This window comes from Stenotrophomonas sp. YJH_SMC_6, assembly GCF_059371335.1.
Map to the genome: position 1 here is coordinate 255,152 of NZ_JCAFUM010000001.1, position 14,037 is coordinate 269,188.

17 protein-coding genes are annotated in these 14,037 nt (G+C 67.0%); 5 read left to right on the top strand and 12 right to left on the bottom strand.

Annotated features, from left to right (window positions below; translation table 11 throughout):
- Window positions 1-150: 150 nt before the first annotated feature.
- Together AC5P9N_RS01265 and AC5P9N_RS01270 are read left to right on the top strand one after the other, a co-directional pair.
- Window positions 151-1,224: a polyketide cyclase gene (locus AC5P9N_RS01265; protein ID WP_005408538.1), complete on the top strand. Its 1,074-nt coding sequence runs from the start codon at window positions 151-153 to the stop codon at window positions 1,222-1,224.
- Between the two features lie 103 nt (window positions 1,225-1,327).
- Complete coding sequence (locus AC5P9N_RS01270) at window positions 1,328-1,699, top strand: DUF423 domain-containing protein (protein ID WP_005408539.1); 372 nt, start codon at window positions 1,328-1,330, stop codon at window positions 1,697-1,699.
- 368 nt (window positions 1,700-2,067) lie between these two features.
- Here the strand turns inward: AC5P9N_RS01270 and AC5P9N_RS01275 are convergent, their stop codons facing one another.
- The 5 genes from AC5P9N_RS01275 to AC5P9N_RS01295 are packed head-to-tail and all read right to left on the bottom strand — an operon-like array spanning window position 2,068 to window position 4,766.
- Entirely contained in the window at window positions 2,068-2,877 is an 810-nt protein-coding gene (locus AC5P9N_RS01275) for a M15 family metallopeptidase (RefSeq protein ID WP_099484789.1), read from the bottom strand.
- A gap of 9 nt (window positions 2,878-2,886) precedes the next feature.
- Window positions 2,887-3,480 carry a PH domain-containing protein gene (locus AC5P9N_RS01280; RefSeq protein ID WP_024956285.1) on the bottom strand — a complete coding sequence of 198 codons (594 nt, stop codon included), beginning with the start codon at window positions 3,478-3,480 and terminating at the stop codon, window positions 2,887-2,889.
- Window positions 3,481-3,483: 3 nt separating this feature from the next.
- On the bottom strand, window positions 3,484-3,663 hold the full coding sequence (locus AC5P9N_RS01285) for a DUF4177 domain-containing protein (RefSeq protein WP_005412614.1): 180 nt from the start codon (window positions 3,661-3,663) through the stop codon (window positions 3,484-3,486).
- Window positions 3,660-3,839 carry a type II toxin-antitoxin system antitoxin gene (locus AC5P9N_RS01290; protein ID WP_005412615.1) on the bottom strand — a complete coding sequence of 60 codons (180 nt, stop codon included), beginning with the start codon at window positions 3,837-3,839 and terminating at the stop codon, window positions 3,660-3,662. Before AC5P9N_RS01290 ends, AC5P9N_RS01285 begins: the two co-directional genes overlap by 4 nt.
- Window positions 3,840-3,884: 45 nt before the next feature.
- Window positions 3,885-4,766: an SPFH domain-containing protein gene (locus AC5P9N_RS01295; RefSeq protein ID WP_012479444.1), complete on the bottom strand. Its 882-nt coding sequence runs from the start codon at window positions 4,764-4,766 to the stop codon at window positions 3,885-3,887.
- Window positions 4,767-4,903: 137 nt separating this feature from the next.
- On the opposite strand from AC5P9N_RS01295, the gene purT reads away from it, so the two are divergent.
- Entirely contained in the window at window positions 4,904-6,091 is a 1,188-nt protein-coding gene (purT, locus tag AC5P9N_RS01300) for a formate-dependent phosphoribosylglycinamide formyltransferase (RefSeq protein WP_099484790.1), read from the top strand.
- A 72-nt stretch (window positions 6,092-6,163) separates the two neighbouring features.
- Here purT and AC5P9N_RS01305 read toward each other — a convergent pair whose 3' ends face one another.
- Both AC5P9N_RS01305 and AC5P9N_RS01310 read right to left on the bottom strand, forming a co-directional pair.
- Window positions 6,164-7,378, bottom strand: coding sequence for an endonuclease/exonuclease/phosphatase family protein (locus tag AC5P9N_RS01305; RefSeq protein WP_044569657.1), 1,215 nt, complete (start codon window positions 7,376-7,378; stop codon window positions 6,164-6,166).
- Between the two features lie 38 nt (window positions 7,379-7,416).
- Window positions 7,417-8,172, bottom strand: a complete 756-nt coding sequence (locus AC5P9N_RS01310) for an arginyltransferase (RefSeq protein WP_005408547.1) — start codon at window positions 8,170-8,172, stop codon at window positions 7,417-7,419.
- A 156-nt stretch (window positions 8,173-8,328) separates the two neighbouring features.
- Here AC5P9N_RS01310 and AC5P9N_RS01315 point away from each other — a divergent pair, with 156 nt between their 5' ends.
- Window positions 8,329-8,889, top strand: a complete 561-nt coding sequence (locus AC5P9N_RS01315; RefSeq protein WP_005412620.1) for an EF-hand domain-containing protein — start codon at window positions 8,329-8,331, stop codon at window positions 8,887-8,889.
- 51 nt (window positions 8,890-8,940) lie between these two features.
- Here AC5P9N_RS01315 and AC5P9N_RS01320 read toward each other — a convergent pair whose 3' ends face one another.
- From AC5P9N_RS01320 to AC5P9N_RS01335, 4 genes are all read right to left on the bottom strand, one after another.
- Window positions 8,941-10,158 (bottom strand): RNA polymerase sigma factor, encoded by a 1,218-nt coding sequence (locus tag AC5P9N_RS01320; protein WP_049395529.1) that lies wholly within the window; start codon window positions 10,156-10,158, stop codon window positions 8,941-8,943.
- 208 nt (window positions 10,159-10,366) lie between these two features.
- The gene (locus AC5P9N_RS01325; protein ID WP_012479448.1) at window positions 10,367-10,879 is read right to left on the bottom strand and encodes a hypothetical protein; all 513 of its coding nucleotides are present in this window, start codon (window positions 10,877-10,879) and stop codon (window positions 10,367-10,369) included.
- Between the two features lie 4 nt (window positions 10,880-10,883).
- Window positions 10,884-11,792, bottom strand: coding sequence for an acyl-CoA thioesterase II (tesB, locus tag AC5P9N_RS01330; protein WP_005412623.1), 909 nt, complete (start codon window positions 11,790-11,792; stop codon window positions 10,884-10,886).
- A 145-nt stretch (window positions 11,793-11,937) separates the two neighbouring features.
- Complete coding sequence (locus AC5P9N_RS01335; RefSeq protein WP_012479449.1) at window positions 11,938-12,714, bottom strand: enoyl-CoA hydratase/isomerase family protein; 777 nt, start codon at window positions 12,712-12,714, stop codon at window positions 11,938-11,940.
- A 34-nt stretch (window positions 12,715-12,748) separates the two neighbouring features.
- On the opposite strand from AC5P9N_RS01335, the gene AC5P9N_RS01340 reads away from it, so the two are divergent.
- Window positions 12,749-13,195: a copper chaperone PCu(A)C gene (locus AC5P9N_RS01340; RefSeq protein WP_012479450.1), complete on the top strand. Its 447-nt coding sequence runs from the start codon at window positions 12,749-12,751 to the stop codon at window positions 13,193-13,195.
- Window positions 13,196-13,267: 72 nt separating this feature from the next.
- On the opposite strand, the gene AC5P9N_RS01345 is transcribed toward AC5P9N_RS01340, so the two are convergent.
- A complete protein-coding gene (locus tag AC5P9N_RS01345) occupies window positions 13,268-13,993 on the bottom strand; it encodes an enolase (protein WP_076738843.1) in 726 nt (241 codons plus the stop codon).
- Window positions 13,994-14,037 lie beyond the last annotated feature (44 nt).

Sequence of the window (14,037 nt, forward strand, 5' to 3'; positions counted from 1 at the left end):
GTTACCCTTCGAATTCTTTGTCCATACAAATACGCAGCCGGCAGGGAAACCGGTGCGCCAATCCCGATAAACAATGCCCGCGAAGCCTGCTAGGATTGGCGCTTCGCTTCAATCAACCCGGCCGTGGGATCGGCCCCGGAGACTCTCTGAATGACCCGTATTATCGAGTTCCTGATCGCCTTGGGGATCGTGGCTGGCCTGTTCGTCATCATTGGCGTATGTCTGCCGGGCGAGCGTCACATCACCGAAAGCATCGAGACCAACCGCAAGATGACGATCGTGTACGACACGGTCAGCAGCCTGCGCCGCTTCAAGGACTGGAACCCGCTGGTACTGCGCGATCCCGCCGTTGAACTGAAGCTGTCCGGCCCGGCCTCCGGCAAGGGTGCCACCCTGGACTTCACCTCCAAGGACCTGGGCACCGGCTCCTGGAAGATCACCGACGCCGAAGAGAACAAGCGCGTTGCGATCGCCATCGAAGACGCCACCAAGGGTCACGACAAGGTCACCACCTTCACCCTGGAGCCGACCGGCAAGGGTGGCCGCAACGTGAAGATCACCCAGGACTACTCGGTGAAGTACGGCTTCGACCTGTTCGGCCGTTATGCAGGCCTGTATGTCAGCCGCCAGATCGGCGACGACATCAAGATGGGCCTGTCGCGCATGGCCAACATGCTGGCTACCGTCCCGAACGTCGACTACCGCACGCCGGAAGCCCCGCTGACCGATCTGGCCATCGTCGATGTGCCGGCTGAGGATCTGCTGGTCGTCAACGCCGGTAACGTGGACCGCGGTCAGGACACGATCACCAAGTCCATCAAGGACAACCAGGAGTGGATCAAGCGCGTGATGGAGGCCAATGGCCTTGAAGCCGCCGGTCCGTTCCGCATCATCACCACCGACTTCGGCCAGGAGAAGTACGCCTTCGACATCGCCCAGCCGGTGAAGAAGAAGGGTGCTGAAGGTGCCACCGCTGAAGCCCTGACCGTCAAGATCGACGGTGGCGCTCCGGTGAAGTATGTGCACGTGGCTCCGCACCGCTCGGCACATGCGGCCTACACCGGCCACATGGCGGGTCTGGACGTTGCCCGCAACGGCCTGCGCGCCTGGGCTGTGACCTCCGGCAACGAAGTGATCGACCGTCCGTACGAAACCTGGAAGGATGGCATCGACAAGTCGTTCACCCCGGAAGGTACCTACGACATTTACTGGGCCGTCAAGTAAGCCTCGGCTGACCCATGTAGTGTTGGACACGAAAACGCGCCGCTCATTGCGGCGCGTTTTTTTTCATCTGGCGCCCGGAAAGGGCGCTGTGCAAGGAGCCCCCATGTTCAACCTGGAACGTCGCGCACGTAAGCCTTCCCTGCTGGCCTGCCTTGGTGCGCTGCTGGCGGCGGCCTCGATCGGCCTGTCCGCCTACGCATCGCACGGTGTGGCCGACCCGCTGGCGCAGCAGCACCTGAACATGGCGGCACTGTATGCGTTCGCGCATGGCGCGGTGCTGGTGGCGCTTGGCCCGCGTGCGCAGGGGGCGACCGCGCACCTGGCGCTGTACGTGCTGCTGCTGGGCGTGTTGCTGTTTTCCGGCAGCCTGGTGGGCGGCGCCTTGTGGCAGTGGCCGACGCGGATGGCGCCGATCGGGGGCACCAGCATGATGGCCGGGTGGGTGTTGCTGGCGATCAATGCGTTGAGGCGGTGACTGAGTCGAGGTTGTTTCTTCGATCCATGCTGATGCGATCTGCACCGTCCATGGGCGTTACTTTTCTTTTCGCGCGAAAAGAAAAGTAACCAAAAGAAACGCGCCGCCGGCCGCGAGCCGGTGCTGCGCACCGGTCCCCTGCGCTCCTCGGCCCGTCGAGGGGCGGTGCGGGAACTCGCTGCGCTCAGACACCCGCACCTCTTCGCCCTCGCCGGACCTGCGGTGCTCGGCTCGCTTGAAGGCGGACCCAACAGCCGCGCGCTGATCCGTTGTAGAGGCTTCGAGCGAAGCGACCGGCTTTTGTCTTTGCTCTCTTGTTCCATCCCGCAGCCATGCGCTGACCGCTCCAGGCTTTCGCCACGAGGGGCTCAGCCGTTGGCCGGTCTCCAGCACCAGTGCCACGGTTCGTAGACGATGCCGTGCGGGTTGTCGCGCGGGTAACTCAGATGGAAGCCGTGCCCGCCGGCATGCGCCTGCAGCCACGCGAACGCGTCAGTGGTTTCGAATGATTCTTCGGCCGGGGCGTCGCCCGGTGTGCCGATGTCCAGCGCGTGGCCGCTGTGGTGTTCGCTGAAACCCGGTGCGGCATTCACCTTCAGGATCTCGGCCACGCTCAAGCCGCGCGCCAGCTTCCGTTCGAAGATGCCCAACTGGTAGGCATGGCTGCGGAAGCCGGAGATGGCGTCCAGCGCAATTCCATCCTGTGCCGCGTGCAGTCGCATCCGCCGCCAACCCTGCGCGGCGCCACGGCGCAGCCACAACGGGCGTGCGAAGCGGTCGCGACTGGCGAAGTGCAGCAGGCACGGCTCGGATTCCAGCGGCAGGCCGCTGTCGTCGGCGTAATGCTGTGGATCCAATCCCAACTGCTGAAGGCGCTGCTGTAGCCCCGCCAGCGGCAGCCACTGATCTTCCAGTCCGGCGCCGAAGGGCCGTGCAGCCGCGGCATCCAGCAGTGCCAATGCTTCCTCGACCCCGGGTTCGCGCGGCAGGCGCGGTATCAGCGAATGGACGCCGCTCGCCAGCACCGCGGCCAGATAGCGGCCATCACGCTTGCGCCGCAGCACCCAACGCGCCTGTGACAGCAGGCGTGCGTCCAGGTTGCTGCGCGCGCGCAGCAAGTCGGCGGGCCACAGCTCGATGGCCTCGGTATTGATCAGCAGGGGGGCGCGTCGTTGCATCGCCGCAGCTTACTGCCGTGGCGCCGACGCGGCCACCTTGCGCAGCGCATCGAGCAGCGCCTGCGGCCGGTCCACACTGAGCAGCAGCGTGCTGCCATCACTGACCGGCAGGGCGAGCACCCGCGCACGGTCGGTGACCAGGGCGAAGCCCTTGCCGCCTCCCTGCAGGCGAAAGTGGCCCGAGTAGAAGCCCGGCATTGAATAGCCATTGGTTTTGACACGGATGCCGTAGCGGCGGTCACGCTGCAGGTCGACCACCTCGGCCTGGTCCAGCCGCAACTGCGCCACCGGCACCCGCCGCCGGTACATCGTTGAACGGACGTCCAGCACATCGCCGGCCAGTTCCACCCGGCGGCGGAAGAAGGCCGTGCCCAGTCCAATGCCCAGCAGGGCAATCACCAGCAGGCTCCATGCCGCACTGCCGCCCATCCGGAACCAGGGCGGCGACAGCGTTACTTCGATCCAGGGTGCGCTCGCCGGTGCCTTGTACAGCTGCGCATACAGGCAGGCCACGAAGGCAGCCAGCAGCGGCAGCACGATCCAGAGCACGCGCAGCGGCGAGCTCTCGGCCACGTCAAAGGGTTTCGGGTCGCTGCCGCCCATGGTTCAGGCCTCCTTCTTGAACACCAGCATCGCCGGGCGCATCGGCGCCGGGATGATGATGTTGACCAGTTCCCAGCCCAGTTGGCCCTGGCGGCTGAGTTCGGCCTGGATGTCCTCGGGCTTGAGTACACCCATCATGGACGTCTTGACCTCGATGGTCTGGTAGCTCCAGCGCTTGCTCATTCCTTGTCCTCCGGCGATGGCTTGGGTTTCGGCAGGCGTCCTGCCTTGCGCAGGGCGTCGCGCAGTACGTATTCGATCTGCGCGTTGAGGCTGCGCAGCTCGTCGTCAGCCCAGCGCTGTGCCGCGGCCAGGACCTCGGCATTGATGCGCAGCGGATAGGCTTTCTTCTCACTCATGAAAACTCCTGGCGGGGCGGTGGGGCGCCTCGTTGCGGGGATGGCTCAGTAAAGCGAACCGGCATTGACGATCGGTTGGGTGCCGCGGTCCGAGCACAGCACGGTCAGCAGGTTGCTGACCATGTGCGCCTTGCGTTCCTCGTCCAGTTCAACCACGCCGTTCTTCTGCAGTTCGGCCAGGGCCATTTCGACCATGCCGACTGCACCGGCCACGATGCGCGTGCGAGCGGCGATCACCGCGTTGGCCTGCTGACGCTGCAGCATGGCCTGGGCAATTTCAGCGGCGTAGGCCAGGTGGCTGATGCGTGCGTCGATCACCTGCACGCCGGCGTCGGCCAGACGCTCGGCCAGCTCGTTCTTCAGGTGCTGGGAGATCTCGCTGGCGTGGCTGCGCAGGGCCAGCTGGCCATCCTCGTGCTGGTCGTAGGGATAGCTGGTGGCCATCGCGCGCAGCGCGGATTCGGACTGGATGTGCACGAAGCTCTCGTAGTCGTCCACGTTGTAGACCGCTTCGGAGGCGTCGACCACCTGCCAGACGATCACTGCGGCGATCTCGATGGGGCTGCCGTCCAGCTCGTTGACCTTCAGCTTGCCGCTCTCGAAGTTGCGCACGCGCTGGCTGACCCGGCGCTTGGCATAGAAGGGGTTGTTCCAGCGCAGGCCGTTGTCCTTCACGGTGCCCACGTACTTGCCGAACAGGCTCAGCACCGCCGCCTGGTTGGGCTGGATGGTGTACAGGCCGGCCAGGATGAACACGCCCAGCACCACCAGCAGGGCGCCCAGCAGCATCAGCAACAGATTGGGCGAGCCGGCACTGGCCTTGGCTGCCACTCCCAGTACGAACAGGGCGGCGCCAGCGAGGGCGACGAGCAGGGCGCCGACCAGCGTGCCGAGGCCGTTGAGGGAAGACAGTGACTTCTCTTTCATGGCAGTACGTCCTTGAGGGTTCGAGTTGAAGATATCAAAGTGATATCACTTGTCGACTACCGTTCGTCGGATGCCGTGGCCGGGGCGGTCGGCCAGCTAGAATGCCCACCCGCCTTCACATCGCTGCTGGAACCGCCATGGCCAAGCTTGGAACTCCGTTGTCCCCCTCCGCCACCCGCGTGCTGCTGCTGGGCTCGGGCGAACTCGGCAAGGAGGTGGCCATCGAGCTGCAGCGGCTGGGCGTGGAGGTGATCGCCGCCGATCGCTATGCCGATGCGCCGGCCATGCAGGTCGCGCACCGCTCGCACGTGATCGACATGCTCGACGCGATGGCCCTGCGTGCGCTGATCGCCCAGGAGCAGCCGCACCTGGTGGTGCCGGAGATCGAGGCCATCCACACCGAAACCCTGGTCCAGCTGGAACAGGAACAGGGCCTGCGGGTGATCCCGACCGCGCGCGCTGCGCGCCTGACCATGGACCGCGAAGGCATCCGCCGCCTCGCCGCCGAGACCCTGGGCCTGCCGACCTCGCCGTACCGCTTCGTCGATACCGAGGCCGAATACCGTGCTGCCGTGGCCGCCATCGGCCTGCCGTGCGTGGTCAAGCCGGTGATGTCGTCCTCGGGCAAGGGCCAGAGCACCCTGCGCAGCGAGGCGGACATCGCCCCGGCGTGGGAGTACGCGCAGACCGGTGGCCGTGCCGGTGCCGGCCGCTGCATCGTCGAAGGCTTCATCGATTTCGATTACGAGATCACCCTGCTGACCGTGCGCCATGCCGGCGGCACCTCGTTCTGCGCGCCGATCGGCCATCTGCAGAAGGATGGTGATTACCGCGAAAGCTGGCAGCCGCAGCCGATGTCGAGCGCCGCGCTGGCGCGTGCCGAAGAGATTTCGCGCGCGATCACCGACGACCTTGGCGGCTGGGGCCTGTTCGGCGTCGAGCTGTTCGTGAAGGGTGATGAGGTGTGGTTCAGCGAAGTGTCGCCGCGCCCGCACGACACCGGCCTGGTGACGCTGGTATCGCAGGAACTGAGCGAATTCGCGCTGCATGCGCGCGCCATCCTTGGCCTGCCGATTCCGGTGATCCGCCAGAGCGGCCCGTCGGCATCGTGCGCATTGCTGGCACACGGCGAGGGCGTGCCGTACTTCAACAACGTCGCCGCCGCGCTGCAGGTGCCGGACACCGTCGTGCGCCTGTTCGGCAAGCCGAGCGTGCACGGTCATCGTCGCGTGGGCGTGACCCTGGCGCGCGCGGAAACCATCGACGAAGCACGCGCCATCGCGCGTGATGCCGCCGAAGCCATCGGCGTCGAACTGCGCCCCTGAAAAAGGAGCGACGACCAACGGTCGTCGCCTACCGAAACCCGGTGGGTACCGACCGTTGGTCGGTACGCTGCTCTACCGCACGTCCACCCACACCAGATGATGGTCGCTGCCGTCGGCGATCTTCGCTTCCGGGCTTTCATTGGCCGGCCAGAAGATACCGCTGCCGACGTATTCGAAACCGGTCGAGGGCAGCACGTAGTCCAGGCGCATGGTGCCGGACTTCGGGCCGAAATCGCCGGTGGCGTGGAACGGTGCGCCCTTGCGCTCGATGCCCTTGGCCGCATAGGCCAGGCTGGTCTGCTCGCCGCCGACGCTGCGCGGGGTGGGGTAGCGCAGCACGCGGGCGTTCTCGATCAGCTCGACGATCGCCTCATGGCGACCGTCGCCGTCGACCGGGTCGTTGTTGAGGTCGCCGAGGATCACGAAGCGCGCGTCCTGCGCCAGGCCGCCGCACTGGCCCTTGTCGTCGCACAGCCACGGCTTGTCACCCTTGGACAGGTATTCCTGCCACAGGCGCAGTTCGTCGTGGTTGCGCGCCGCGTTGCGCTTCTCCGGACCGTCGAACACCGGCGGGGTCGGATGCGAGACCAGCGCATGCACCACGCCGGCCGGGGTCTTCACCGGCACGTCCCAATGCGACTTCGACGACAGGCGCAGCTGCGACCACACGTGGTCGTTGTAGAAGCTCTTGCCGGTACGCGGATCGACCGGGCGGATCGCACCGGGCATCGCGCTCCACTTCAGCAGCTGGAAGCTGCGCACCTTGGCTTCATCGATCGGGTAGCGCGACAGCACCAGCATGCCGTACTGGCCCGGGTGCAGGCCGTAGCCCCATGCATCGTTGCCGCGGCTGCGGCCTTCGCCACCGACCACGCCGTTGTTGTCCAGGTCCAGCCCGCTGGGCACGCCGGTGTTGACCGGTGCCAGGTAGCGGTAGGCGAAGTGCAGCGGCTTGCCGCCGCCAGGCTGGGCCACTTCCAGGTAGCGCTTCTGGAACAGGTCGGCGGCGCGATGGGCGTCGTCGAAGTCGAACTCATTCAGCAGTACCAGGTCCGGGCGCACCTGCTGCAGCACCGCGGCGATCTTGCGCGCGTGTTCGCTGTCACCTTCCAGTTCCTTGATCAGGCCACCGGCGTCATCGGAGTACAGCGAGGTGTTGTAGGTGGCCAGGCGCAGCGCAGCGGACGGCTTTTCGGTCATCGCGGGGGACGTGGCGAAGGCAGGGGCGGTGGCGCCGCAGAGCAGGGCCAGGGCGAGGATCAGGGGGGGGCGGCGGGTCATGTTCATGGGCCGTATTGTGCACCCGGCCCGGTGTCAGCGGTTTGTCAGCGCCCGTCCAGATCATTGTCGAAATCGTGCCAGCGGCGGCCATCGTAGGCTTCCAGCGGATGGAAGCGACGCTTGTAGTCCATCTTCTGGTGGCCGCGGATCCAGTAGCCCAGATACACGTGTGGCAGCCCCTCGCGGCGCGCCCATTCGATCTGTTGCAGGATCGCGAAGGTGCCCAGCCCGCGCGCGGCATGGTCCGGGTCGAAGAAGGTGTAGACCGCCGACAGCCCGTGCTCGGTGACGTCGGTCACCGCCACCCCCAGCAGCTGGCTGGGCTGGCCGTCGTGGCCGGGCAGGCGCATTTCCATGAAGCGGGTGTGCGACCAGCTGCCGATCAGGAACTGCTCGAACTCGTGCGGTCCATGGTCGTCCATGCCGCCGTTGGCGTGGCGGTGGGTGAGGTAGCGGTGATACAGCGCGAACAGGTCGTCGCGGGCGGTGGCGGCGGTGATCCGCACCTCCAGGTCGGCATTGCGGGCGGCGCAGCGGCGCTGGCTGCGGTCCGGAGCGAAGCGCGCCACCGGGATGCGCACCGCCACGCAGGCCTGGCAGTGCGCGCAATGCGGCCGGTAGACCAAGTCGCCGCTGCGGCGGAAGCCCCAGCTCAGTGCCAGCGGATAGAGCGCACCGAGGCGGCGGTCGTTCGGGTCCAGCACCAGGTCGCGTGCCACCCGGTCCGACCAGTACCCGCAGGGGTGCTCGCCGGTCTGGAAAAGTCGCAGTTCGTCGTCTCTGTCGCCATGTATCGCCATGGGCACAGCATAGCCCCAGGTTGTCGCAGTGGCGGCGACTGTCCGGCGGATGAATGGAATCGGCAGTAGCGTCAACCGACGTCGCGCCCGGGCGTTGTTGTCCCCCGAGGGTGAAGTGATCACCCCGACGCTGTTCCCATCCCCAGGAGTGACCTCATGATCCGTACCCCCCTGCTGCTGGCCCTGCTGCTGGGCACCTCCGCTTCCGGTATCGCGCTGGCCGCCGACACCCCGACCACGCCCGCGCCGCGCCCGGCCAGGCTGGACACCAACGGCGACGGCGTCATCGACCGCAGCGAGGCCGCCGCCAACCCGCGCCTGGCCGCGAAGTTCGACGAGCTGGACAAGAACAAGGACGGCAAGCTCTCGCGCGATGAGCTGCCGCGCTGGCAGCATGGGCGACGTGGCCACGGCGGTGAGCGCTGGGCCAAGCTGGACGTCAACAAGGACGGCCGCATCAGCCGCGAGGAAGCCAAGGCCGATCCGCGCCTGGCCGCGCGCTTCGACCAGCTTGATCTGAACAAGGACGGCTACCTGGACAAGGCCGACCGCGAGCTGCGCATGAAGCAGCATCGTGATGCCTGGTTCGCTGCCGCCGACACCAACAAGGATGGCCAGCTGAGCAAGGCCGAGTTCGACGCTGCCAAGGGCCCGATGCACGGTGGCCCGCGCCATGGCGGTCCGCGTGATGGCGCTGCGCCGAAGCCGCAGCGCTGAGGTTCAATGCAGTGATTGATGACAACGCCGGCGTACTGCCGGCGTTGTCCGTTACACGTTTCCGTTGCGCATCAGCGCATATACCACCAGGCCGATCACGAATACGTTCGCCCCGATGATGCCGGTGCGCCCGTACACGGATTCATATTTCCAGTTGGTTCCGCTGCGGCCGCGCCGCGCTGAATCGCGCGCGATCATGGGTGCCATCACGCGCTGCAGCGGCACCAGGCACTGGTAGTTCACCGTACCCAGGCCGATGACGAGAATCGCAAGTTGCAGCCAGATTGGCACCTGCAGCATCTGCGAGATCAGCAGGCTGGTGCAGACGACCATCGCGGTGAACGTATTGAGGTGCACGAAGCGCCGCACTGCTGTTCGTTCCTGCTGGGTGTCTGCGAAGCGCAGCAGGAAGCGGCCACCCAGATAGCTGCCGATGATGCCGCCGACGACGCCACCGGCAACGGTGGCCCAGTCGCTGGCGGGAATCAGGTGCAGCTGGCTGGCGGCGGCCGTCAGTGAACCCATGGCAGCCCCGCCTGCGGCACTGACGCCGCCCAGGCCCAGCTTGCTGCCGCCCACGCCGACACCGGTGCCGAGCAGGATCGCTGCGCTGGCCGTGCCGGGCGCGGCCACCAGTACCATCGAAGCCACCGCCGTGGCGAATGCGGCGCTCGGCGCGCTGCTGCGCGCGAACTCACCGAAGCGCTGCAGCAGGCCGTCGCGCACCAGGGCACGTGCACGTGACAGGCGCTTGCGCACGGCCGCATCGCTGAGCCCGAGCAGATCGGCGACCTGTTGCGAGCGCTGCCCTTCGCGGTAGTACAGCAGCAGGACTTCGCGGCTGTCGGCCGGCAACGCTGAAATGATGTCCTCGGCGGCGATCTCTTCTTCCACCCGCTGCAGGCGGTCGGCCGCGCCCGGTGAAGGGTCGGCGGCCATGCCCATCGCCACCTCGGCGGCCTCGCCGGTCAGCGGCCGGCCACGTTGTGCACGCAGCCAATCGCGGGCCAGGTTGCGGGTGATCTGCCGAAGCCAGGGCAGGAAGCTGGTCGAACTGCGCAGCTGGTGCAGCTGCTGCCAGCCCTTGACGAAGGCTTCCTGGGCGATGTCCTCGCTGGCCTGGCGGTCGCGGGTGATGGCCAGCGCGATGGCGGTGACCGTGTTCTGGCAAGCCAGCACGATGCGGCCATAGGCGTGCTGGCAACCGCTGGCGGCGGCCGGCAGTTCGCGTTCCAGGGTCTGGTCGATCGATGCGGCGAACGTCGTCATGGCGGCGGCTCTCCTGCTGGGATTGTGTCCCATGACGGAGCCGCGCGCCCAATGTGACCGACTTTCTGTGCGGTAGTGCCGGCCGCTGGCCGGCATCCTCATGACAAAAAAGGGGACGGAGGGGATTAAGTCGTTTGTGCCTCAAACGACTTAATCCCCTCCGTCCCCTTTTTGTGGCTGCCGGACGGCGGCCGGCACTACCCGTGCGTCATTTTGAGGGCTGGATGCGGACCCGGACTTCTTCTTCCTCTTCCGGCGCGGCCTGCGGTGCCGGCTGTACCTGCTGCGGCTGGGCCTGCGGCGCAGGGGCCGGTGCGACCGGTGCCGGGGCACCGCGATGGCGCAGGCCGATCACCAACGCCACGCCGGCGATCACCACCAGCAGGGCGATGCGGATGCGCCAGGCCCAGCTGCGGCCGCCGCTGCCCGGTTCCGGCGCGTCGCGGAAGGCGAACTCGGCGGTCGGGTGGTCGCGACGGGTGGTGTCGAGCAGGCGCGCCTCGCGCAGGATTTCACGCGCGCGCGGCTGGTCGTCGGCGCGTACGATCCACACCGCCGGATAGGCGTTGGCGTTGCCCAGGTCGGTATAGCTGAACTGACCGCGGCGGCGGGTCTTGTACGAGCGCCCGTTGGTCACCTTGACGTCGATGCCATGCTCGCGCAGGAGCTCGGCCACGCCTTCGACGGTTTCCACGCGCTGGCTGCTGAAGATCTGGCGCATGGGGTTACTCCTTGGCTGGCACGGCAGCGGCCGCGGCCTGGTCGGGAACGACGCGGATCAGGCCTTCCTGCGCGGTGCTGGCCACCAGCACGCCATTGCGGGTGAAGAACTGGCCGCGGGCCAGGCCGCGCGAATCCTGCGCGCTGGGGCTGTCCAGCGAATACAGCAGCCAGTCGTCGGCGCGGAACGGGCGGTGGAACCAGATCGCGTGGTCGAGCGAGGCCATCTGCACGTGCGGGTGGTAGTAGCTGATACCGTGCGGGAAGGTCGCCGTGCCCAGCAGGTGGAAGTCGGAGGCGTAAGCCAGCAGCGCCTGGTGCAGCTCCGGCGCATCGCCCACCGGTTCGCTCAGGCGCAGCCACACCTGGTGGTAGGGCGGGCGCTTGGGTGGGTTCAGTTCGTCGCGCGGGTACACGTGGCGGAACTCGAACGGGCCACCGCGCGACAGCCAGCGCTGCACCTTGATCGGCAGGCGTTCGAGCACTTCCGCCGGCAGCGGACGATTCGGCTCGATGTCTTCCGGCTGTGGCACTTCGGGCATCTTGTGCTGGTGCTCGGCGCCGGTCTCGGCCTGCTGGAACGAGGCCGCGCAGAAGAAGATCACCTTGCCGTGCTGGATCGCGGTGACCCGGCGCACCGAGAAGCTGCCGCCGTCGCGGGTACGGTCCACGTCGTAGACGATCGGGTGGTCGATGTTGCCGGCGCGCAGGAAATAGGCGTGCAGTGAGTGCACGTGGCGGCCATTGTCGACCGTGGCCTGCGCTGCGGCCAGCGCCTGGCCCAGCACTTGCCCGCCGAACACGTACTTGGTGCCGATGTCGCGGCTCTGCCCGCGGAACAGGTTGTCCTCCAGACGCTCCAGCGTGAGCAGGTCGATCAGCTCGGAGACGACGGGTTCGGGCGTGTCGTTCAAGGGGGGGCGGCCACAGCAGTGAAGAGGCCCCGATTATACCGGTGCAGGCCGGCTGCCCCATCTTCGGTAGTGCCGGCCGCTGGCCGGCAACCAGGCAATCCTTCCCGGACGCCTGTGGTTGCCGGCCAGCGGCCGGCACTACCGTTTACTTGCCCAGCCGGGCTACCAGTGCCTGCAGGGCGTTCTGTGCGTCCGGGGCGAACCAGGCCTCGACGAAGCGGTCCAGCTGGATCAGGTCCGGGTGCAGCGCCTCATGCAGGTCGGCACGGGCAATCGCGCGGGTCAGCAGCATCGGCTGGCGCGGCTGCTTGAGCAGGTTCTGCAGCCAAGCGATGGCGCGTGCCACCACCAGGTCTCCCTCGGCCAGCTCATCCACCAGGCCGATCTGCAGCGCCTGTTCGGCCGGCACCAGCGAACCGGTGGTCAGCAGCACACCGGCGCGGTGCACGCCCACCGCACGGCGCAGCAGGCGCTGGATGCCCTCCGGCGCAATCAGGCCGACCTGCACCTCGTTCAGGCCGATGGCATACGGCCGCGACGGATCGGCGCTGCGCGCCATCACCCGGTAGTCGCAGCACAGGGCCAGCACGCAGCCACCCGCCGGGGCGTGGCCGGTGATCGCCGCGACCACCGGAATGCGGCTCTCGGCCAACGTGCGCACGGCGCCAAAGAAGGCGTTCCAGGTGTCCAACAACTTGTGCTTGTCATCGCCATGCGAGAGCAGGTGCGGCACGTCCATGCCGCCGGTGAAGACGCGCTCGCTGCCCGACAGCACGATGCCATGCGCGTCTTCGGCCATGGCCAGCTCGATGGCATGGATCAACTGCCGGCACAGTTCGGTGTCCAGTGCGTTGACCGGCGGCCGTGCCAGGCGCAGTTCGCGGATGGGGCCATGGTTGATCACCTCGATGAGCGTCGTCATGCTGCGGTCTCGTTGCGAAGAAGGAACCTGGGCGATGATAACCAAACCATTCGTTGGCGTACTGTGGGTCCTGTGTGCGACCGCAGCATCGGCCTCGGCCGCCGAACCGGCGTGCGTCACGGTGGAGCAGGGCTGGGCGCGGTTGCCTCCGAATCCGGCAATGCCGATGACCGCCGGCTACGGCGTCATCCACAATCGCTGCAGTATGGCGGTGGCGATCACCGGCGCGACCAGCAGCAGCTTCGGTGATGTGTCGCTGCACGAGACCACGATTGTCGACGGGGTCAGCCGGATGCGCGCGATCGAGCGCCTGCCGCTGGCAGCCGGCGCGCGTGCCGAGCTCAAGCCCGGCGGCCTGCACCTGATGCTGATGCAGGGCAAGGGCGCGCTGAAGGAAGGGCAGGTGCTGCCGCTGCGGCTGCAGCTGGAAGGGGGGGGTGAAGCGAGCGCGACGCTGACCGTGCGCAAGGCTGCGAAATGACGGTCGGGTAGTGCCGGCCGCTGGCCGGCAGCACGGGCAATGCCGGCCAGCGGCCGGCACTACCAAACAGGCTTACGACCAGTCGTAAGAGAACAGCACCGTGCGGCTGACCGGCTCGTACAGCATCACGATCGCGTCGGCACCGGTGGCGCACCAGTTGTAGCCGGCTACGTCGGCCACGGCGAAGAATTTGTTGCCATCGCGGGTGATGATCACCGTTTCGGCATCGTCCGCAGCATTGGGGTCATCGGCCGCCTCGGTGAAGCCCAGTTCGAAGGCTGCGGGAATCTCCGCGGTCTCGGTCCAGTTGCCGAAACCAATGGGGCCACCCAGCGTATCCAGATAATCGCGCTCGCTGGCCTCACCCTTGCCGTAGCGCGAGTAGCAGGCGAGACGGCCGTGCGTGGCATGGTAGTCGCGGGCCTTGGCGTAGCTCTCGCGCATCTGCGCGATGTGTTCCTGTGCGTCCTTGTCCTGTACCGCATCGCCGATGAAATAGCCCTCGTTGCCGAGGAAGCGCATCTGGTTGCCGGCGGTCAGTTCGAAGGCGATCCAGTTGGTGCCGGTGAAATCGTTGTGGTGTTCTTCGGTGGTCTCGCCGATGCAGCCGTCGTACGGCTCGATCGGGCACAGCATCGTTGCCACCTGGCCAGCCAGTTCCGGGCGCAGCACGCCCAGGTCGATCTTCAGCAGCGGCAGCAGGTGCTGGCCGAGCCAGGCCTGGTCGGCGGGAAAGACGTCGGTGGGGAAGGGGACCATGCCGGGCAGCAGGTCGCGCAGTTCGGTCTTGTGGATCATGTCAGTCCTTTGATCAGTGTCGGTCGTGCCGGCCGCTGGCCGGC